Genomic DNA, 20,528 nt, shown 5'->3' on the forward strand with positions numbered 1-20,528 from the left:
GCTTCTAAGGAGCAGTCATGAGCTATGTGATCGACCGACGCCTCAATGGCAAGAACAAGAGCACGGTGAACCGCCAGCGGTTTCTGCGGCGCTACCGTGATCACATCAAAAAGGCTGTCGAAGAGGCGGTCAGCCGGCGCTCCATTACCGATATGGAACACGGCGAGCAGATCAGCATTCCCGGCCGCGACATCGACGAGCCGGTGCTTCACCACGGTCGTGGCGGCAAGCAAACCATCGTGCACCCCGGCAACAAGGAATTCACCAGCGGCGAGCACATTGCCCGCCCGCCGGGAGGTGGCGGCGGCAGAGGCCCCGGCAAGGCCGGCAACACGGGTGAAGGGATGGACGAGTTCGTCTTCCAGATTACCCAGGAGGAATTCCTCGAATTCATGTTCGAGGACCTTGAACTGCCTAACCTGGTAAAACGCCACCTGACCGGCACCGACACCTTCAAGACCGTACGCGCCGGTATCAGCAACGAGGGCAACCCGTCACGGATCAACATTATCCGCACGCTGCGTTCGGCCCATGCCCGACGCATCGCCTTGTCCGGCAGCAGCCGGGCGAAATTGCGCGAAGTCAAAGAGGAACTGCTGCGACTTAAACGGGAAGAACCGGACAACTTCGGCGATATCCAGGATCTCGAAGCAGAAATCGAGAAGCTCAGCGCGCGCATTCACCGAGTGCCGTTTCTCGACACCTTCGACCTCAAGTACAACCTGCTGATCAAGCAGCCGAACCCCAGTTCCAAAGCCGTAATGTTCTGCTTGATGGACGTGTCCGGCTCCATGACCCAGGCGACCAAGGACATCGCCAAACGCTTCTTCATCCTGCTGTACCTGTTCCTCAAGCGCAACTACGACAAAATCGACGTCGTGTTCATCCGCCACCACACCAGCGCCCGTGAAGTGGATGAGGAGGAGTTTTTCTACTCCCGGGAAACCGGCGGCACCATCGTCTCCAGCGCCCTGAAACTGATGCAAGAGATCATGGCCGAGCGTTATCCGAGCAATGAATGGAATATCTATGCCGCCCAGGCGTCCGATGGCGACAACTGGAACGACGATTCACCGATCTGCCGCGACATCCTGATCAATCAGATCATGCCGTTCGTGCAGTACTACACTTATGTTGAGATTACCCCGCGCGAACACCAGGCCCTGTGGTTCGAATACGAACGCATCGCCGAAGCCTTCTCTGACACTTTTGCCCAGCAGCAACTGGTCTCGGCCGGGGATATCTATCCGGTCTTTCGTGAACTCTTCCAGCGCAGGTTAGTGACATGACCGCCAAAGAGCAGAAGCGCCAACCCATTTCCACCGGCTCCGAATGGACATTCGAGCTGATCCAGGCCTACGACCGCGAAATCAGTCGTCTCGCGGCCCGCTACGCGCTGGATACGTATCCCAACCAGATCGAAGTGATCACCGCCGAGCAGATGATGGACGCCTATGCCTCTGTAGGCATGCCCCTGGGTTATCACCATTGGTCCTATGGCAAACACTTCCTCAGCACCGAAAAATCCTACAGTCGCGGCCAGATGGGGCTGGCCTACGAGATTGTGATCAACTCGGATCCTTGCATTGCCTATCTGATGGAAGAAAACACCATCTGCATGCAGGCGCTGGTGGTGGCTCACGCCTGCTATGGCCATAACAGTTTCTTCAAAGGCAACTACCTGTTCCGCACCTGGACTGACGCCAGCTCGATCATCGATTACCTGGTGTTCGCCAAGCAGTACATCATGCAGTGCGAAGAACGCCACGGCATCGACGCGGTAGAGGACTTGCTCGACTCCTGCCATGCGCTGATGAATTACGGGGTCGACCGGTACAAACGCCCGTATCCGATTTCCGCCGAAGAAGAACGCCGTCGGCAGAAGGATCGGGAAGAGCATCTGCAGAAGCAGATCAACGATTTGTGGCGGACCATTCCAAAAGGCGCGGACAAGTACAGCGACAAGGATAATGCACGCTTCCCCGCCGAACCTCAGGAAAACATCCTGTATTTCATCGAAAAACACGCACCGTTGCTGGAGCCCTGGCAGCGCGAAATCGTGCGGATCGTACGCAAGATCGCCCAGTACTTTTATCCACAGCGTCAGACCCAGGTGATGAACGAAGGTTGGGCCACCTTCTGGCATTACACGCTGATGAACGACCTGTACGACGAAGGCCTGGTCACCGATGGTTTCATGATGGAGTTCCTGACGTCCCATACCAGCGTGGTCTTCCAGCCCGGTTTCGACAGCCCCTATTACAGCGGCATCAACCCCTACACCCTGGGTTTTGCCATGTATCGCGATATCCGCCGGATATGCGAACACCCCACCGAAGAGGACTATCGCTGGTTTCCGGAAATCGCCGGCACCGACTGGTTGTCCAGCATCAAATTCGCCATGAGCAGCTTCAAGGACGAGAGTTTCATCCTGCAGTACCTATCACCCAAAGTGATCCGTGACCTCAAGCTGTTCAGCATCCTCGATGACGATCAGAAGGACGATCTGCTGGTTCCGGCGATACACGACGAAGACGGCTATCGAACCATTCGTGAAACCCTGGCGGCGCAATACAACCTGGGCAATCGCGAACCCAACATACAGATCTACAGCATCGACCGACGTGGCGACCGCTCCCTGACCTTGCGTCACCAACAACACGACCGCAAACCGCTGGGCGATTCCACTGATGAAGTGCTCAAGCACCTGCACCGCCTCTGGGGCTTCGACATCCACCTGGAAACCCTGCAAGGGGATCAGGTGATGAAAACCCACCATGTTCCGCCCAGAAGCGAGCATGGCGAGGGGGATTACGGCCGGCTGGACTTGGCAGTCATTCATCTTTGATCCTGTTTTCTGCCTCCGGAAGTTCGACGCAACGGTTATTCTGTCGGGCTAACGGAGGTTTTTTATGCAGATTTATAAAGTCGGCGGTGCGGTCCGCGATCGCCTGCTGGGCAAACCTGTCACCGATATCGACTGGGTCGTTGTAGGCGCCACCACCGAAGAAATGCTCGCCAAGGGCTTTCGTCCGGTGGGCGCGGACTTCCCGGTTTTTCTTCACCCCAAAAGCGGTGAGGAATACGCCCTCGCCCGCACCGAACGCAAAAACGGGCGCGGCTACGGCGGCTTCATCTTTCACGCCAGCCCTGATGTCACCCTCGAAGAAGATCTGATTCGCCGCGACCTGACGATCAACGCCATGGCCGAGGACGATCAACAGAACCTGACCGACCCTTACCACGGTCAACGGGACCTCGAGGCTCGCTTGCTGCGTCACGTTTCCCCCGCGTTCGCCGAAGATCCGCTCCGTGTTTTGCGCGTTGCCCGCTTTGCCGCGCGTTATGCGGAACTGGGTTTCACCGTCGCCCCCGAGACATTGGAGCTGATGCGTCAACTCAGCGAATCCGGTGAATTGGAGGCGTTGACGCCCGAACGCAGTTGGAAAGAAATCGCCCGCGCGCTGATGGAAGACCAACCCCAAGTCTTCATCGAGGTGTTGCGCGAGTGCGGCGCGCTCAAGGTACTGATGCCGGAAGTCGACGCGCTGTTCGGTGTACCGCAACCCGAAGCCCATCACCCCGAAATCGATACGGGCGTGCACACCCTGAGCGTGCTGGAGCAAGCGGCGCTGCACAAACAACCGCTGACCGTACGCTGGGCCTGCTTGCTGCATGACTTGGGCAAAGGTTTGACGCCCGAGGAAGAATGGCCCCGCCACATAGCCCACGAGCACAAAGGCCTGAAGCTGATCAAAGCGGTCAATGAGCGCTTCAGGGCACCGAAAGACTGTCAGGAGCTGGCGCTGCTAGTGGGCAAGTATCACACCCATGGCCATCGTGCTCTGGAGCTGAAACCGTCGACCTTGCTGGAGTTGCTGCAGAGTTTCGACGTCTATCGTCGACCTCAGCGCTTTGAAGAATTTATCTCGGCGTGCGAGATGGACGCTCGAGGGCGTAAAGGCCTGGAGCAGAGAAGTTATCCACAGGCGGATTATTTACGGGGTGCGGCAACTGCAGCGCGAAGTGTTGCCGTTCAGCCATTGCTGGAAAAGGGATTCAAGGGGCCGGAATTGGGTGAGGCGATCAAGGGCGAGCGCCTCAAGGCGTTGAAGGCTTACAAAGAAGCGGCCTCGGCCTGAAAAGCCTCGCTCCTACAGGTGATGAACGGCGTCAACCTGTAGGAGCGAGGCTTGCCCGCGAAGGCGTCTTGCGCCTCACAACAAATTCGAAGGGGTCAACTGCTCGCCGCGCCACTCAAAAGCCACCGGCGCCAACACCTGATCGATCTGCGCTTCTTCCCACAGGGTTGCAAAGCTCTTGCCTACGCCCGGATGCACACGATCCGGCGCAATCAGCGACAACGGCCAAAGCACGAAGGCATTTTTCAGAATCTCTGCCCGCGGCAAGATCAAGCCATCGAAATTGCCCACCAGATCGCCGAAGAGCAGCACGTCGATATCCAGCGGCAAGCCCTTGCGATCCGGCGCGTAACGGCCGTTATCCGCCTCGATGAATTTCAACCGTCGATCCAGCTCCATCAGCGGCAGATCGGTGAAGGCCGAGACCACAAAGTTAAAAAACGGCCCGCTCTTGATCCCCACCGCCTGGCTTTCGAATACCGCCGAACAGCGAATATCCACCAGGAAACCCGCCAGAGCATCCAGGCCTGCCTGCAAATGGGCTTCGCGCTCGATATTGCTACCGAGCCCGAGGTATACCTGAGTCAGCGACATCCGCGCTCGATCTCCACGCCCACACCACCCGTGGCAGCCGGGATGGCACCTGGCTTGGTCAGTTTGAGGCGCATCCAGGTGATCTTGAATTCGCTCATCAGCACTTGCGCCAGACGCTCGGCAAAGGTCTCCACCAGCAGGAACTGCGCCTGCTCGGCAAACGCCTGAATGCGCGACGAAACGCTCGCGTAGTCGAGCGCCAGGGCCAGGTCATCACCGGCGGCGGCCGGACGATTGTCCCAGGCGAAGCTCAGATCAAGTCGCAGACACTGTCGGATGCCTCGTTCCCAGTCGTAGGCACCGATGACGGTGTCGACTTCCAGGCCCTCGATAAACACTCTGTCCAAGCACTTCTCTCCACTGCACGACAAGGGCGCAATGCGCCGTTAGAATCAGGGCGTCCTCGCCCGGAATAGTTAGCATGTTTTGGTTACTGGCGATCCTCGCCTACCTGCTCGGCTCTCTGTCCTTCGCCATTTTGCTCAGCCGCCTGACCGGTAACCCCGATCCGCGAATGAGTGGCTCGGGCAATGCCGGCGCCACCAATATGTTGCGTCTGGCCGGCAAAAAACTCGCCATTCTGACCTTGCTCGGCGACCTGAACAAAGGTCTGCTACCCGTATTGATCGCAGGTGCAGTGGGCCTTTCACTGCAACAACAGGCCTGGATTGGCGTCTGCGCCGTTATCGGTCACCTGTTTCCGCTGTACTTCCGCTTTCGCGGTGGCAAGGGTGTCGCCACCGCGGCTGGCATGTTGCTGGGGCTCTACCCGCCCGCCGCGCTGCTGGCGGTCTGTGTCTGGTCGCTGACGTTCTACCTGACCCGCACCAGCTCACTCGCAGCCCTGATTGCCACACCATTGACCTTGCCACTGCTTGCCTGGCAAGAACCAGCGGCATTGCTGCCCATGAGCGCGCTCACAGGCCTGATCGTCTGGCGTCATCGCGGCAATCTACGCGACCTGTTTGCCGGGCGCGAACGGCATTTTTAAATACCGCACATGAGCGCCGCTCATCACAGCGCCGACAACTGCTCCATCGGCCAGCGCGCCTGCACGCTGATCGCCAGGCTTTCATGCTGGCCGGCCTGCAAGCGCTGACAACCGGCAAACGCGATCATCGCGCCATTATCGGTGCAGAACTCCGGACGGGCATAAAACACATCGCCCTTCATGTCGCCGAGCATTTTTTCCAGTGAAACCCGCAGTGCTTTGTTGGCGCTGACGCCCCCTGCGATCACCAGACGCTTGAGACCCGCCTGTTTCAGGGCACGCTTGCACTTGATGGTCAAAGTCTCCACCACGGCCTGCTGGAACGCCAGTGAGATGTCGCAACGGGCTTGCTCGCTGTCGTCCCCGGCGCTGACGCTCTGCTGCCAGGTGTTCAGGGCGAAGGTTTTCAGGCCACTGAAGCTGAAAGCCAAGCCTGGACGATCACACATCGGACGCGGAAAAGTGAAACGTCCTGCAACGCCCTGCTCCGCCAGACGCGCGATCTCCGGGCCGCCCGGATAATTCAGGCCCATCATCTTCGCGGTCTTGTCGAACGCTTCGCCGGCCGCATCGTCGAGAGTCTCGCCCAGGAGCGTGTATTGACCGATCCCGTCGACCTGAACCAGCTGCGTATGACCACCCGATACCAACAAAGCGACGAACGGGAACTCCGGTGGTTGCGGCTCCAGCATCGGCGCCAGCAAGTGACCTTCCATGTGGTGCACGCCCAAGGCCGGAATGCCCCAGGCAAACGCCAGCGCCTGGGCGCAGGAGGCCCCCACCAGCAAGGCTCCGACGAGGCCAGGACCGGCGGTATAAGCGATGGCGTCGATCTCGGTCGGCACACAGCCGGCCTCGGCCAGGACCTGACGAATCAAGGGCAGCATGCGTTTGACGTGATCACGCGACGCCAGCTCCGGCACCACACCGCCATAGGCGCGATGCAGATCAATCTGACTGAACAGCGCGTCGGCCAACAGCCCGCGTTCACTGTCGTAAAGTGCGACACCGGTTTCGTCGCAAGAGGTTTCTAATCCCAGTACTAGCATGGGTTTGCGCCTTGTAGAGGCTGAATTCGAAGGCGCGCATAATAGTCGTCGCGTGATGCCCCGACCAGCGGTTTTCGATCAGAGGCTTTGCATTCCTAGCGATGAGGGGTTAACATCCGCAACCCTTAAAAACCGACGTCTTCAAGTGCTCTTTTGCCGCGAGGATGTTGACCCCGGTAATGAATGAAGGTAGCTCTGGATGCCAGCCGTCAAAGTAAAAGAGAACGAACCCTTCGACGTAGCTCTGCGTCGTTTCAAGCGCTCCTGCGAAAAAGCCGGTGTACTGGCTGAAGTTCGTAGCCGCGAATTTTACGAGAAGCCAACTTCTGAGCGTAAGCGTAAAGCAGCAGCCGCTGTTAAGCGTCACGCCAAGAAAGTTCAGCGCGAACAGCGCCGCGCCGTTCGTCTGTACTAATACACAGACGATCGTAGCAAGCTTCTGCCAAGCCCGGCCCCAAGCCGGGCTAATGGCATTTGCGGACAACGCTTGATGCTTCACCGTCAAAGCCGCAGACGCGACCGAGACAAATCTGCTTCACAGCGTCAGACCTGGCTCTTTTGCCAGCGGTGCACGTCTTTTCTGACGAGCCTTCCAAGGCTACTGACGAGCACACCCACTGATTCCTCTCACGACGATCAGCCCAAGGCACCTTCTTGCGTGCCCGCTTATGAGCTATCCGAGGCCAATGACTGGCCGTCGCCGGATTCAGCGAAACACTTTCAAATAGTCGAATACTGATTGGTATTAACGTCAGTGGATTTTCGGCAGATACACTTCCCGACAGCGATACGCAGACGACACAGGTCGAGCCGCACACCCTGCGTGCCTCGAACAACGACCCGCGTTTGGCCGCCCTTCGTTTTGGGTCCATTTCAGCGCAGATGACGAGAACGCCATGGCCGGGCTAATTCCCCAGAGCTTCATTGACGACCTTCTGAACCGCACCGACATCGTCGACGTGGTCAGCTCGCGCCTGCAAATGAAAAAAGCCGGCAAGAACTACACTGCCTGCTGCCCGTTCCACAAAGAGAAAACCCCCTCCTTCAGCGTCAGCCCCGACAAACAGTTCTACTACTGTTTCGGCTGCGGCGCTGGCGGTAACGCCCTCGGCTTCATGATGGACCATGACAATCTGGATTTTGTCCAGGCTGTCGAAGAACTGGCCAAAGCCGCCGGCATGGAAATTCCCCGCGAAGAAAGCGGTCGGGCGCACAAACCGCGCCAGCCTACTGATTCGCCGCTGTATCCGCTGCTCACTGCCGCCGCCGACTTTTATCGTCAAGCCCTGAAAAGCCATCCGTCGCGCAAAGCCGCCGTGGATTATTTGAAGGGTCGTGGACTAACGGGTGAAATCGCCCGGGACTTCGGCCTCGGTTTTGCCCCGCCTGGCTGGGACAATCTGTACAAGCACTTGAGCAGCGATACCCTGCAGCAAAAAGCCATGATCGATGCCGGCCTGTTGATCGAGAACGCCGAAACCGGCAAGCGCTATGACCGCTTCCGCGATCGCGTGATGTTCCCGATCCGCGACAGTCGCGGGCGCATCATTGCCTTTGGCGGCCGGGTACTGGGCGACGACAAGCCGAAATACCTGAATTCACCTGAAACTCCGGTTTTCCATAAGGGCCAGGAACTCTACGGCCTTTATGAAGCACGCAAAAACAATCGCAACCTCGACGAAATCATCGTCGTCGAAGGCTACATGGACGTCATCGCCCTCGCCCAGCAAGGCCTGCGCAATGCCGTCGCAACACTGGGTACCGCCACCAGCGAAGAACACATGAAGCGCCTGTTTCGCGTCGTGCCCAGCGTGCTGTTCTGCTTTGATGGCGACCAGGCGGGCCGAAATGCCGCCTGGCGGGCACTGGAGGCAACCCTGCCATGCCTGCAAGACGGACGTAGGGCGCGCTTTCTGTTCCTGCCTGAAGGCGAAGATCCGGATACCCTGGTCCGCTCCGAGGGCACTGACGCCTTCCGCGCACGGATCAATCAGCACGCCCAGCCGTTGGCCGATTACTTTTTTCAACAGCTGACCGAGGAATCGGACCCGCGCTCCCTCGAAGGCAAGGCCCATATGGCCACCCTCGCCGCGCCGCTGATAGACAAAGTCCCGGGCGCCAACCTGCGCATCTTGATGCGCCAGCGCCTGAGCGAAATTACCGGGCTTAGTGGTGAAGCCGTGAGCCAACTGGTGCAAAGCACGCCTCAGCATCAGGAAGCGCCACCCGCTTACGATCCAGGCATCGATTACGACGCCATGCCGGATTACAGCGACTACCATCAGCCGCAGGCACAAGAGATGTACGCGCCGCAGCAGGAGTGGACGCCGAAGAAGCCTGGCGCAGGCGGAAAGAAATGGGACAAGAAGCCGTGGGACAAGAATGGCAAACGGGGTGGTGATCGCGATCAACCGCGCGCGCCACGGATTCCGGCCGCTGTAGAGCCGCCTACCCTGGCCGCCTTGCGCACATTGCTGCATCACCCGCAACTGGCTGAGAAAGTCGAGGATGCCGGGCACTTCGCTGCCGAGGACCATACCAACACACAACTGTTGGTCGCCCTGCTCGAAGCCGTACAGAAGAATCCCAAGCTAAACTCATTTCAACTGATTGCGCGCTGGCACGGCACCGAACAAGGCCGACTGCTCAAAGCGCTGGCAGAAAAGGAATGGCTGATTGATGGAGATAACCTTGAACAACAGTTTTTCGACACCATTACTAGCTTGTCAGCCCGCCAACGCGAGCGAAACCTGGAACAACTTCTTCGAAAAGCACGTCAAAGTGAATTGAGCACCGAAGAGAAAAATCAACTGCGCGACCTTTTAAGTCGCAATGTTTCCGCATCAAGCCCGACCTCAACTGGCGCGTGAGGTCATAGCTCAGGTATAATCCTCGGCTTGTTTTTTGCCCGCCAAGACCTTCAGTGGATAGGGTGTTATGTCCGGAAAAGCGCAACAGCAGTCTCGTATCAAAGAGTTGATCACACTTGGTCGTGAGCAGGGCTACCTGACTTACGCGGAGGTCAACGACCACCTGCCGGAGGATATTTCAGATCCGGAACAGGTGGAAGACATCATCCGCATGATTAATGACATGGGGATCAACGTATTCGAGGTTGCGCCAGATAAGGATTCCCTTATGCTGGCCGACGCCGATACCGACGAAGCCGCGGCCGAAGAGGCAGCAGCAGCGTTGGCAGCGGTCGAGACCGACATTGGTCGCACCACCGACCCAGTGCGCATGTACATGCGTGAAATGGGTACGGTAGAGCTCCTCACACGTGAAGGCGAAATCGAAATCGCCAAGCGTATTGAAGAGGGCATCCGCGAAGTGATGGGCGCAATTGCGCACTTCCCTGGCACGGTTGACCATATTCTCTCCGAGTACACTCGCGTCACCACCGAAGGTGGCCGCCTGTCCGACGTCCTGAGCGGTTATATCGACCCGGACGACGGCATTGCGCCGCCTGCAGCCGAAGTGCCACCGCCTGTCGACCCGAAAGCCGTGAAAGCGGACGACGACACCGACGACGATGACGCCGAAGCGAGCGATGACGAAGAAGAAGCCGAAAGCGGTCCGGATCCGGTCATCGCCGCACAGCGCTTTGGCGCTGTCGCCGATCAGATGGAAATCACCCGCAAGGCCCTGAAAAAGCACGGTCGTGGCAACAAGCTGGCAATTGCCGAGCTGGTAGTCCTGGCTGAGCTGTTCATGCCGATCAAACTGGTGCCGAAGCAATTCGAAGGCCTGGTCGAGCGTGTTCGCAGTGCCCTGGATCGTCTGCGTCAGCAAGAGCGCGCGATCATGCAACTTTGCGTACGTGATGCCCGCATGCCGCGTGCCGACTTCCTGCGCCAGTTCCCGGGCAACGAAGTCGACGAAAGCTGGACCGACGCACTGGCCAAAGGCAAAAGCAAATACGCTGAAGCCATTGGTCGCCTGCAACCGGACATCATTCGTTGCCAGCAGAAGCTGACCGCGCTGCAAACCGAAACAGGTTTGACGATCGCCGAGATCAAGGACATCAACCGTCGCATGTCGATCGGTGAGGCCAAGGCCCGCCGCGCGAAGAAAGAGATGGTAGAAGCGAACTTGCGTCTGGTGATCTCCATCGCCAAGAAGTACACCAACCGTGGCCTGCAATTCCTCGATCTGATCCAGGAAGGCAACATCGGTCTGATGAAAGCGGTAGACAAGTTCGAATACCGCCGCGGCTACAAATTCTCGACTTATGCCACCTGGTGGATCCGTCAGGCGATCACTCGCTCGATCGCCGACCAGGCCCGCACCATCCGTATTCCGGTGCACATGATCGAGACGATCAACAAGCTCAACCGTATTTCCCGGCAAATGCTGCAGGAAATGGGTCGCGAACCGACCCCGGAAGAGCTGGGCGAACGCATGGAAATGCCTGAGGACAAGATCCGCAAGGTATTGAAGATCGCTAAAGAGCCGATCTCCATGGAAACCCCGATCGGTGATGACGAAGATTCTCATCTGGGTGACTTCATCGAAGACTCGACCATGCAGTCGCCAATCGATGTCGCCACTGTTGAGAGCCTTAAAGAAGCGACTCGCGAAGTCCTGTCCGGCCTCACTGCCCGTGAAGCCAAGGTTCTGCGCATGCGCTTCGGTATCGACATGAATACCGACCACACCCTTGAGGAGGTTGGTAAGCAGTTCGACGTGACCCGTGAACGGATTCGTCAGATCGAAGCCAAGGCGCTGCGCAAGCTGCGCCACCCGACGAGAAGCGAGCATTTGCGCTCCTTCCTCGACGAGTGATCACAGAACCCCCGGCCCAGGCCGGGGGTTTTGCTTTATGCAGATTAAATGCCCCGTACATCCCCCCCGCCGCATAGCCCGTCTACACTCGAAGCATTCCCCCAAGCCGTAACGAGACCGTTATGCCCAGATGGCCGACCGTGTTTTTTTTGCTGTCGCTGATGACCTGGACCGCAACGGCTGGCGCGTTGACTCTGACCGACGAAGAACGTAGCTGGCTAACGGCTCACCCGGAATTGCGCCTGGGCGTGGACGCGTCCTGGCCGCCGTTTGAGTTTCGCGACGAGCACGGGCGTTATCAGGGCCTGGCAGCGGACTACATCAACGTCATCCGTCAACGGCTGGCCATCAAACTCACGCCCATCGAGCCGGTCAGCTGGACTGAAGTCTTGCAGCAGGCCAAACAAGGCAAGCTAGACATCTTGCCGGGCATTATGTCGACTCCCGAGCGTCAGACGTATCTGTCGTTCACCCGCCCCTATCTCGACTTTCCGATTGTCATTCTGGCTCACGTCGGAGGCCCCCAACCGCGCAAACTTGAAGACCTGTACGGGCTGAAGATCGCCGTGGTGGAAAACTACGCCCCCCATGAACTATTGCGCACCCGCCATCCCGACCTGAATCTGGTGGCGATGCCCAACGTCAGCTCGGCGCTGCAGGCGCTCGCTACCGACGCCGTGGACGCCGTAGTCGGCGATCTCGCCTCCAGTGTCTGGAGCCTGCGCCAGCTCAAGCTCGACGGGCTTTACGTCAGCGGTGAAACACCCTATCGCTACCAATTGGCGATGGCCGTGCCACCGAACAACAAGCTGTTGGTCAGCATCCTGGACAAAGTCCTGGCAGACATGACCCCAAGTGAAATCAGTGCTATCCAGGAACATTGGATCGGTAACGTCCTGGACCATCGAACCATCTGGCTCGACGTGCTGATTTACGGCCTGCCTGGATTACTGTTTCTGATGATCGTGCTGGCAGTGGTTATCCGGATCAACCGCCGACTCAGTTCGGAAATTGCCCGTCGGGTCGCTCTGGAACAGGAGCTGCGCAGCAGCGAATACCATTATCGCGGGCTGGTAGAGAGTCTTTCGGCCATCGCCTGGGAAGCCCGGATCAGCGATTACACCTACAGCTACGTGTCACCTCATGCTGAGGAGCTCCTTGGTTACCCATTGCCCCACTGGCTGATTCCGGGCTTCTGGCGCAACATCATCCACCCGGCGGATCTGACCCGAGCCCAAACCTTCTGCGACCGTGAAGTGGCAGCCGGGCGCGATCACAGCGTCGATTACCGGGTCATCACCGCCGACGGCCGCTGCCTGTGGGTCCGCGATATCGTCAGCCTGATCGAGCACGCCCATGAACCGGTACTGCGCGGGCTGATGATCGACATCAGCGAAGCCAAGCGCACCGAAGAGGCGTTGCGCCTGTCGGAACAGAAGTTCGCTTCAGTGTTCCAGCAATGCCCGGATATTCTGGTGATCGCCCGGCTTTCCGACGGTTGTCTGCTGGAAGTCAACGAAGCGTTCGAAGAACAGATCGGTCTCAAAGCCGAAGACGTCATAGGCCAGACCGCCACCGACCTGAACATCTGGGGCGTACCCGGCGTGGGCCCAGGTTTGTTGCAGCGTTTGCAGGCCGGCAGCATCCGCAACCTGGAGATGCCCTTTCGCCGCAGCAATGGCCAGGTGTTTACCGGCCTGATTTCCGCCGAGCCTTTCGATCTCGATACGACCCCGGCCCTGGTGGTCGTCGTGCGGGACATCAGTCAGCTCAAAGAAACCCAGCAACAACTGCAAACCTCCGAAGAGAAATTCGCCAAAGCCTTTCATGCGTCTCCCGACGGCTTGCTCTTGTCCCGGCAGAGCGACGGTTTGCTGTTGGAAGTCAACGAAGGCTTCAGCCGTATTACCGGTTTCAACAGCGCGATGTCCGTGGATCGGTCGGCCCTGGACCTGGGGATCTGGGTCAATCTCAACGAACGCAAGCAGATGCTCGAGTTGCTGCACCGGGATGGTTTCGTGCGCGACTTCAGTTGCCACATCCGCCGCAAAGACGGGCAGATCCGGCTCTGTGAGGTTTCAAGCCGGCCGTTGCCCATCGGCGATGAAGACTGCATGTTGACTATTGCCCGGGACATTACCGAGCGGCACCTGATGCAGGAGAAACTGCAGCAGGCCGCCACGGTGTTCGAGAGCACTGCCGAGGGTGTATTGATCACCGACACCCAACAGCACATCAGTGCGGTCAATCGTGCATTCACCGAAATTACCGGCTACAGCGAGAGCGAAGCGCTGGGCCACACCCCTCGCCTGCTCGCCTCGGGCCTGCATGACAGCGCATTTTATGCGGCGATGTGGCATCAGTTGACCGCCGACGGTCATTGGCAGGGCGAGATTTCCAACCGGCGCAAGAATGGCGAACTTTACCCGAGCTGGCTGACTATCAGTGCAGTGCGCAACCGGGACAAATTCATCACCCACTTTGTTGCGGTGTTCGCGGACATTTCCAGCCTCAAGCACGCTCAGGCCAAACTCGACTACCAGGCGCACCACGACCCCCTGACGGGCCTGCCAAACCGCACATTGTTCGAGAGTCGGCTGCTGACCGCACTGAACAGCCAGCAGGAAAACGGGGGACAGGGCGCAGTGCTGTTCCTCGACCTGGACCGCTTCAAGCACATCAACGACAGCCTCGGCCACCCGGTCGGCGACCTGCTGCTCAAAGGCATCGCCGTGCGCCTCAAGGAGCAGCTGCGCGATATCGATACCGTGGCGCGACTCGGTGGCGACGAGTTCATCATCCTGCTCCCGGGGCTGCAACAGTCCAGCGATGCCGACAACATTGCCACCAAGCTGTTGAACTGCTTCGCCGCCCCTTTCCAGGCCGGTGAACACGAGTTTTTCATCAGCGCCAGCATCGGCACCAGCCTGTACCCCAAGGACGGCTGCGACGTCGCGACGCTGGTCAAGAACGCCGATGCCGCGATGTATCGCTCCAAGGCCAAGGGTCGTAACCGGGTTGAAAGCTACACCCGGGACCTCACCGCCCAAGCCAGCGAGCGCGTGGCGCTGGAACATGAACTGCGACGCGCCATCGAGCGCAATGAGCTGTTTTTGTACTACCAGCCCAAAATCAGTCTGAATGACCATCGAGTGGTAGGTGCCGAAGCGCTGATCCGCTGGCATCACCCCACCTTTGGCGATGTACCTCCCGAGCACTTCATTCCCCTGGCTGAAGAAAACGGCATGATCCTGCAGATCGGAGATTGGGTACTTGAGACCGCCTGCCGACAGATGTACGAGTGGAATCAGGTCTATGAGTGCCTGGGCCCACTCTCAGTCAACCTCGCAGGCGCGCAACTGCGCCAGCCGAACCTGCTCGGCCGGATCGAGCAATTACTCAAAGACAACCACCTCAATCCCGGCTTCCTGCAACTGGAAATCACTGAAAACTTCATCATGAGCCAGGCCGAAGAAGCGCTGGCGGTGCTGCATCAACTCAAACGCCTGGGTGTGCAACTGGCGATCGATGATTTCGGCACCGGCTATTCGTCCCTGAGCTACCTTAAACGCCTGCCGCTGGACATCCTCAAGATCGACCAATCCTTCGTCCGCGGCCTGCCGGACGACCCACACGACGCGGCCATTGTTCGCGCAATCATCGCCCTGGGCCGCAGCATGCAATTCACCGTCATCGCCGAGGGCGTCGAAACCCAGGCGCAGCAGCAATTTCTCACCGCCGAAGGCTGCGAACAGATCCAGGGGTACATCGTCAGCCTGCCACTTCCCCCCGACGAATTCGCCGCGACGTTTCTTCGTACAGCCATATTGGATTTTTCGGATAGCACAGCCGAGAAACCATCGCTATAATCCGCGGCCTACTGAGGGCCTATAGCTCAGTTGGTTAGAGCAGGGGACTCATAATCCCTTGGTCGTAGGTTCGAGTCCTACTGGGCCCACCATACTCAAAGCCGCGCACTGCGCGGCTTTTTCGTGTCTGTCGTTCAGGTTTTCCTAACGCTTTTTTCTTTTAATGCAGCTGAAACGTCCACAAAGTGTCCAAATCGATTTTTGCAGCGAGACACACAATAGAATTTGACAAACCAATCTTGCACTTTAGGATGGCACAACCTATAAATATTATAGAAAACTAATGAACATCCTTCTCCCCTTTCCTCTACCCAAAAAGAAAGCGCTTGAAATAATACGTGAGCTTTCGGAGGTATCGGAGCGCATCTTCTATTCGCCGCACGCCAGGGCGCGGATGATTGAACGAGGCGTGAGCATGCCGGATGTAATGGACTGTTTAGGTAAGGGGCAGATCACCGAGGGGCCGTTTCAGCAGCCTGGGGGTGATTGGAGGTTTACTATTTCCTGGTTTAGAGCTGGGTCACCTCTCCAGGTCGTCGGCGCAATCGACATCGATGACGACGGGACATTTCTCGTCATAGTGACCACGATACAAAAGAAGGGGTGAGTTTTATGTACCACTACGTAGAAAGCGGCCTACCGAACGTATGGCTTAGCAATGGCTTCGTGGTGAAAGAGACCGCATATGGAGAGTCTGTTGCCATCACGGATGTGAAAGGCCTACATGACGTAATCGGCAAGGCCATCGCGGAGAAGCCCTCATTACTGACAGGCGCCGAGTTCAGATTTTTGAGAAAAGAGCTTGGGCTGTCCCAGGAAAGCCTCGCCGAAATCGTCGGTTTGACGAGCCAAGCCGTCGCGATCTGGGAAAAAACCGACAAAATCCCGATGGTGAACGACCGGTACTTGCGGGGGCTTTATCTTGAAGCCAAAACTGGCGAAGCGGATCTGATGGCGGCTATCAATACCATCAACAAATTGGACCACGACCTTTACAAACTCAATCTGGAGTTTGCAGGTGAATGGCACAATCAAGACAAAGCATGCGCTTGAGCCTGAATGCTGCGATAGAGCCCGGCAAAAATGCCGGGCTTTTTTTAGGCACTTTTCAGCCCCAGACACTCAACAATGGAATGGCCTGCACAGGCCGCAACTGCTCAAGCATTTCCCTCGTCAACACGACCTCATAAGTATCCCCCGGCCTACCCCATTGCTCCACAATGACCATGCCGTCTACCAGCGTCGCGCCCAGTCCGGTAATCGTATCGGCCAATGCCTCTACGATTTGTTGGGTCCGCAACCACATACGGTCAGTGATTTCTTTAAGCTCGGCAGTTATGCGCTCGGACGACGCGGGATCCGTAGCGGGGTAGGAGATATTTCGCAGCAAATGCCGTAACTCCCTTACTTTTGCGTAATCCTGTTCTGCCCCGAGCTCTCCATTCAGGATGGCTGTCGCTTTCAATTTATCGACAAGTTTCCTGGCCGAATGCTTTGCAGGTAAGGTTTGACTCATGGCTCCTGCAAAGAGGACGATCAGCCGACTTTCCAAATGTTCCTTCATTTCTTCTATCGAGGAAATTGACCGCGTCAAGATAATGGAAGCCCCGGCCTGATGCCTCAAGTCCATGGTGACTTTCAAGGTCACATCACCCGTTTCAAAGCCCAAAGCTCGGGCAACCACGTAGTGTCCCATTTCGTGATTCGCGATCTGCAATGCATGTTCCCGTATAGCGGGAGGCATTTTCTTGTTCATTCCCATCATCTCCCGTCACAGCTCTCCGTTGCGTATTCGACTATGAGAGTAACGGCTTGTGTCTCATCCAAGGCTAGTCCAGTCAACCGCCACGAGCACCGTGCAGGATGTGCCTGTAACATGCCTGCCCATTGCTCTATACCGCTGGAGATGCCCCTTTGCCTGACACCCGCCCTCCCGTCCTTGACGAAATCGACCGCCAATTGATCGCGGCCTTGCAAATCAACGCGCGCGAAAGTGTCGCCATGCTCGCCCGTCAACTGGGTATCGCCCGCACCACCGTCACGTCGCGCTTGGCGCGGCTGGAAAAGGCCAAGGTAATCACCGGTTACGGTGTGCGCCTGGGACAGCGCATGGTGGATGGTGGATTGCAGGCATACGTCGGGATCACGGTGCAACCACGGTCCGGCAAGGAAGTGCTGCGTCGTCTCAGCGCCATGGCGCAGGTGCAGCAGTTGTGTGCGGTGAGTGGCGAATTCGATTATGTGGCGTGGTTGCGCACCGACTCGCCGGAGCAGCTGGATCAGTTGCTGGATCAGATTGGCAGTGTGGATGGCGTGGAAAAGACGACGACTTCGATCATCCTGAGTAGCAAGATTGATCGGGGGCAGCCGGTTTGAGTTTCTGCCGGTAGGTCTTCGGTGTCTGGTCGGACCTCTTCGCGGGCAAGCCTCGCTCCTACAGTGTGTAGTGATATGTCGTCATATTGATCAGGTAATTGGCAAAACGACGACACATTGCGTCTTATTAACGTGTTCTACGCTCTCTAGAATGGCTGCCATCTTTTCCTATACTCAGACGCGCACTCTGCGTCAGGTCGCCAGCAAGGTCAGCCATGAACAAGAACAATCGCCATCCTGCAGACGGTAAAAAACCGGTCACCGTTTTCGGCCCGGACTTTCCTTTCGCTTTCGACGACTGGATCGAGCACCCGGCCGGGCTGGGCAGCATTCCGGCACACAATCACGGCGCCGAAGTGGCGATTGTCGGGGCAGGCATTGCCGGTCTGGTGGCAGCCTACGAATTGATGAAGCTGGGCCTCAAACCCGTCGTCTACGAAGCCTCGAAGATGGGCGGCCGTCTGCGCTCGCAGGCCTTCAATGGCGCTGAAGGCATCATCGCCGAGCTCGGCGGTATGCGTTTCCCGGTGTCGTCCACTGCGTTTTATCACTACGTCGACAAGCTCGGCCTCCAGACCAAGCCCTTCCCGAACCCACTGACGCCTGCGTCGGGCAGCACGGTAATCGATCTGGAAGGTAAAACTCATTACGCACAGAAACTGGCGGATCTTCCTGCACTGTTCCAGGAAGTCGCTGACGCCTGGGCCGATGCTCTGGAAGCCGGCTCGCAGTTCTCCGATATCCAGCAAGCGATCCGTGACCGAGACGTGCCGCGCCTCAAGGAACTGTGGAACACCTTGGTGCCGCTGTGGGACGACCGCACGTTCTATGATTTCGTCGCCACCTCCAAAGCCTTCGCCAAGCTCTCGTTCCATCATCGCGAAGTGTTCGGCCAGGTCGGTTTCGGTACTGGCGGCTGGGACTCGGACTTCCCCAACTCGATGCTGGAAATCTTCCGCGTAGTGATGACCAACTGTGACGATCACCAGCACTTGGTAGTCGGCGGCGTGGAGCAGGTGCCGCTGGGCATCTGGCGCCATGTACCGGAGCGTTGCGTGCATTGGCCTGAAGGCACCAGCCTCAGTTCGTTGCACAGCGGTGCGCCACGTTCCGGCGTGAAGAAAATTGCCCACGCGCCGAATGGGCGTTTTACGGTCACCGATAACTACGGCGACACACGCGAATACGCGGCCGTACTGACCACCTGCCAGAGCTGGTTGCTGACCACCCAGATCGAATGCGACGAAAGCCTGTTCTCGCAAAAGATGTGGATGGCCCTGGACCGCACCCGCTACATGCAATCGTCGAAGACGTTTGTGATGGTCGATCGCCCATTCTGGAAGGACAAGGACCCGGAAACAGGCCGCGACCTGATGAGCATGACCCTCACTGATCGCCTGACCCGCGGCACGTACCTGTTCGATAACGGCGACGACAAGCCAGGGGTGATTTGCCTGTCGTACTCGTGGATGAGCGACGCCCTGAAAATGCTCCCGCACCCGGTGGAAAAACGCGTGAAGCTGGCGCTGGATGCATTGAAGAAGATCTACCCGAAAGTCGATATCGCCGCGCGGATCATCGGCGATCCGATCACCGTGTCGTGGGAAGCCGACCCGCATTTCCTCGGCGCTTTCAAAGGCGCCCTGCCCGGCCACTACCGCTACAATCAGCGCATGTACGCGCACTTCATGCAGGACGACATGCCGGCCGAGCAGCGCGGGATTTTCATCGCCGGCGACGACGTTTCTTGGACGCCGGCATGGGTCGAAGGCGCGGTGCAGACGTCGCTCAACGCGGTGTGGGGGATCATGAAACACTTCGGCGGTGAAACTCACGCCGAAAACCCGGGTCCAGGAGATGTGTTCAACGAGATCGGTCCGATCGCCCTGCCCGAGTAAGAGGAATCCGAAATGCGCGTAGCCCTTTACCAATGTCCACCGCTGCCCCTGGATGTCGCAGGTAATCTGCAACGCCTGCATCAACTGGCGCTGGAGGCCAAGGGCGCAGATTTGCTGGTGCTGCCGGAGATGTTCCTGACCGGCTACAACATCGGCATCGATGCGGTCAGCGTGCTGGCGGAGGTGCACAACGGTGAATCGGCGCAGCAAATCGCGCGCATTGCCAAAACGACGGGGATCGCCATTTTGTATGGCTACCCGGAGCGTACCGAAGACGGGCAGATCTACAACGCCGTGCAGTTGATCGACGCCAATGGCGAGCGGTTGTGCAACTACCGCAAGACTCACTTGTTCGGCGACCTCGATCACTCGATGTTCAGCCCCGGGCCGGATGAGTTTCCGCTGGTTGAACTCAACGGCTGGAAGCTTGGCTTTTTGATCTGCTACGACCTGGAGTTCCCGGAAAACGCCCGCCGCCTGGCATTGGCCGGTGCCGAGCTGATCCTGGTACCGACGGCTAACATGATTCCCTACGATTTCATTGCCGACGTCACCGTCCGGGCACGGGCCTTCGAAAACCAGTGTTATGTGGCTTACGCCAACTATTGCGGGCACGAAGGCGAGATCCAGTATTGCGGCCAAAGCAGCATCGCCGCGCCGGATGGCAGCCGCATCGCCCTGGCCGGACTTGATGAAGCGCTGATTGTCGGTGAACTGGATCGTCAGCTGATGATCGATTCCCGCGCCGCCAATCGCTACTTCCTCGACCGCCGTCCCGAGCTATACGGCGAGCTGAACAAGCCCTAATCCGCTAGCATTAGCGC

General features: G+C 58.1%; 17 protein-coding genes and 1 tRNA gene. 14 read left to right on the plus strand and 4 right to left on the minus strand.

Translation table 11 applies throughout. From position 1 onward, the window contains the following. The first annotated feature begins 17 nt into the window (after positions 1–17). From KW837_RS08095 to KW837_RS08105, 3 genes are all read left to right on the plus strand, one after another. On the plus strand, positions 18–1,289 hold the full coding sequence (locus KW837_RS08095) for a YeaH/YhbH family protein (RefSeq protein WP_192344792.1): 1,272 nt from the start codon (positions 18–20) through the stop codon (positions 1,287–1,289). Continuing rightward, entirely contained in the window at positions 1,286–2,848 is a 1,563-nt protein-coding gene (locus tag KW837_RS08100; RefSeq protein WP_007904256.1) for a SpoVR family protein, read from the plus strand. Before KW837_RS08095 ends, KW837_RS08100 begins: the two co-directional genes overlap by 4 nt. Positions 2,849–2,912: 64 nt before the next feature. Then, complete coding sequence (locus KW837_RS08105; protein WP_218395198.1) at positions 2,913–4,142, plus strand: multifunctional CCA addition/repair protein; 1,230 nt, start codon at positions 2,913–2,915, stop codon at positions 4,140–4,142. A 75-nt stretch (positions 4,143–4,217) separates the two neighbouring features. Here the strand turns inward: KW837_RS08105 and folK are convergent, their stop codons facing one another. Together folK and folB are read right to left on the minus strand one after the other, a co-directional pair. Further along, a complete protein-coding gene (gene folK / locus KW837_RS08110; protein ID WP_192344794.1) occupies positions 4,218–4,736 on the minus strand; it encodes a 2-amino-4-hydroxy-6-hydroxymethyldihydropteridine diphosphokinase in 519 nt (172 codons plus the stop codon). Beyond that, the gene (gene folB / locus KW837_RS08115; protein ID WP_123497385.1) at positions 4,727–5,083 is read right to left on the minus strand and encodes a dihydroneopterin aldolase; all 357 of its coding nucleotides are present in this window, start codon (positions 5,081–5,083) and stop codon (positions 4,727–4,729) included. The genes folK and folB overlap by 10 nt, the downstream gene beginning before the upstream one ends. A gap of 74 nt (positions 5,084–5,157) precedes the next feature. Between folB and plsY the strand changes: the two genes are divergently transcribed. Further along, positions 5,158–5,727 (plus strand): glycerol-3-phosphate 1-O-acyltransferase PlsY, encoded by a 570-nt coding sequence (gene plsY, locus KW837_RS08120; RefSeq protein ID WP_192344795.1) that lies wholly within the window; start codon positions 5,158–5,160, stop codon positions 5,725–5,727. 23 nt (positions 5,728–5,750) lie between these two features. On the opposite strand, the gene tsaD is transcribed toward plsY, so the two are convergent. Continuing rightward, positions 5,751–6,776 carry a tRNA (adenosine(37)-N6)-threonylcarbamoyltransferase complex transferase subunit TsaD gene (gene tsaD, locus KW837_RS08125; protein WP_063342354.1) on the minus strand — a complete coding sequence of 342 codons (1,026 nt, stop codon included), beginning with the start codon at positions 6,774–6,776 and terminating at the stop codon, positions 5,751–5,753. A gap of 199 nt (positions 6,777–6,975) precedes the next feature. Between tsaD and rpsU the strand changes: the two genes are divergently transcribed. The 7 genes from rpsU (at position 6,976) to KW837_RS08160 (ending at position 16,483) form a co-directional block, all read left to right on the plus strand. Beyond that, positions 6,976–7,191 (plus strand): 30S ribosomal protein S21, encoded by a 216-nt coding sequence (rpsU, locus tag KW837_RS08130; RefSeq protein WP_002551877.1) that lies wholly within the window; start codon positions 6,976–6,978, stop codon positions 7,189–7,191. A 481-nt stretch (positions 7,192–7,672) separates the two neighbouring features. Further along, the gene (gene dnaG, locus KW837_RS08135) at positions 7,673–9,646 is read left to right on the plus strand and encodes a DNA primase (protein WP_192344797.1); all 1,974 of its coding nucleotides are present in this window, start codon (positions 7,673–7,675) and stop codon (positions 9,644–9,646) included. A 67-nt stretch (positions 9,647–9,713) separates the two neighbouring features. After that, complete coding sequence (rpoD, locus tag KW837_RS08140) at positions 9,714–11,561, plus strand: RNA polymerase sigma factor RpoD (RefSeq protein WP_123497377.1); 1,848 nt, start codon at positions 9,714–9,716, stop codon at positions 11,559–11,561. Positions 11,562–11,683: 122 nt separating this feature from the next. After that, positions 11,684–15,430, plus strand: a complete 3,747-nt coding sequence (locus KW837_RS08145) for a bifunctional diguanylate cyclase/phosphodiesterase (protein WP_218395199.1) — start codon at positions 11,684–11,686, stop codon at positions 15,428–15,430. Positions 15,431–15,445: 15 nt separating this feature from the next. Continuing rightward, positions 15,446–15,522: transfer RNA gene (locus KW837_RS08150), tRNA-Ile, on the plus strand. Positions 15,523–15,713: 191 nt separating this feature from the next. Further along, positions 15,714–16,037 (plus strand): DUF4258 domain-containing protein, encoded by a 324-nt coding sequence (locus tag KW837_RS08155; RefSeq protein ID WP_218395200.1) that lies wholly within the window; start codon positions 15,714–15,716, stop codon positions 16,035–16,037. 5 nt (positions 16,038–16,042) lie between these two features. After that, positions 16,043–16,483 carry a transcriptional regulator gene (locus KW837_RS08160; protein WP_008067397.1) on the plus strand — a complete coding sequence of 147 codons (441 nt, stop codon included), beginning with the start codon at positions 16,043–16,045 and terminating at the stop codon, positions 16,481–16,483. 55 nt (positions 16,484–16,538) lie between these two features. Here KW837_RS08160 and KW837_RS08165 read toward each other — a convergent pair whose 3' ends face one another. Further along, the gene (locus tag KW837_RS08165) at positions 16,539–17,186 is read right to left on the minus strand and encodes a peptidase M41 (RefSeq protein WP_218395201.1); all 648 of its coding nucleotides are present in this window, start codon (positions 17,184–17,186) and stop codon (positions 16,539–16,541) included. 158 nt (positions 17,187–17,344) lie between these two features. Between KW837_RS08165 and KW837_RS08170 the strand changes: the two genes are divergently transcribed. From KW837_RS08170 to KW837_RS08180, 3 genes are all read left to right on the plus strand, one after another. Beyond that, positions 17,345–17,806, plus strand: a complete 462-nt coding sequence (locus KW837_RS08170) for an Lrp/AsnC family transcriptional regulator (protein WP_218395202.1) — start codon at positions 17,345–17,347, stop codon at positions 17,804–17,806. Between the two features lie 215 nt (positions 17,807–18,021). Next, positions 18,022–19,704 (plus strand): NAD(P)/FAD-dependent oxidoreductase, encoded by a 1,683-nt coding sequence (locus KW837_RS08175; protein WP_008008232.1) that lies wholly within the window; start codon positions 18,022–18,024, stop codon positions 19,702–19,704. A 12-nt stretch (positions 19,705–19,716) separates the two neighbouring features. Continuing rightward, complete coding sequence (locus tag KW837_RS08180) at positions 19,717–20,511, plus strand: carbon-nitrogen hydrolase family protein (RefSeq protein ID WP_192344804.1); 795 nt, start codon at positions 19,717–19,719, stop codon at positions 20,509–20,511. Positions 20,512–20,528: the final 17 nt, after the last annotated feature.

The sequence above is a fragment of the Pseudomonas sp. PDM24 genome, from assembly GCF_019218905.1.
Lineage (GTDB): Bacteria > Pseudomonadota > Gammaproteobacteria > Pseudomonadales > Pseudomonadaceae > Aquipseudomonas.

Coding starts and splice junctions, on each gene's coding strand:
- KW837_RS08155 (WP_218395200.1), top strand. CDS start 15,714: ATGAACATCCTTCTCCCCTTTCCTCTACCCAAAAAGAAAGCGCTTGAA.
- KW837_RS08165 (WP_218395201.1), bottom strand. CDS start 17,186: ATGAACAAGAAAATGCCTCCCGCTATACGGGAACATGCATTGCAGATC.
- KW837_RS08145 (WP_218395199.1), top strand. CDS start 11,684: ATGCCCAGATGGCCGACCGTGTTTTTTTTGCTGTCGCTGATGACCTGG.
- folK (WP_192344794.1), bottom strand. CDS start 4,736: ATGTCGCTGACTCAGGTATACCTCGGGCTCGGTAGCAATATCGAGCGC.
- dnaG (WP_192344797.1), top strand. CDS start 7,673: ATGGCCGGGCTAATTCCCCAGAGCTTCATTGACGACCTTCTGAACCGC.
- rpoD (WP_123497377.1), top strand. CDS start 9,714: ATGTCCGGAAAAGCGCAACAGCAGTCTCGTATCAAAGAGTTGATCACA.
- rpsU (WP_002551877.1), top strand. CDS start 6,976: ATGCCAGCCGTCAAAGTAAAAGAGAACGAACCCTTCGACGTAGCTCTG.
- KW837_RS08105 (WP_218395198.1), top strand. CDS start 2,913: ATGCAGATTTATAAAGTCGGCGGTGCGGTCCGCGATCGCCTGCTGGGC.
- KW837_RS08175 (WP_008008232.1), top strand. CDS start 18,022: ATGAACAAGAACAATCGCCATCCTGCAGACGGTAAAAAACCGGTCACC.
- tsaD (WP_063342354.1), bottom strand. CDS start 6,776: ATGCTAGTACTGGGATTAGAAACCTCTTGCGACGAAACCGGTGTCGCA.
- KW837_RS08180 (WP_192344804.1), top strand. CDS start 19,717: ATGCGCGTAGCCCTTTACCAATGTCCACCGCTGCCCCTGGATGTCGCA.
- KW837_RS08095 (WP_192344792.1), top strand. CDS start 18: ATGAGCTATGTGATCGACCGACGCCTCAATGGCAAGAACAAGAGCACG.
- plsY (WP_192344795.1), top strand. CDS start 5,158: ATGTTTTGGTTACTGGCGATCCTCGCCTACCTGCTCGGCTCTCTGTCC.
- KW837_RS08100 (WP_007904256.1), top strand. CDS start 1,286: ATGACCGCCAAAGAGCAGAAGCGCCAACCCATTTCCACCGGCTCCGAA.
- KW837_RS08160 (WP_008067397.1), top strand. CDS start 16,043: ATGTACCACTACGTAGAAAGCGGCCTACCGAACGTATGGCTTAGCAAT.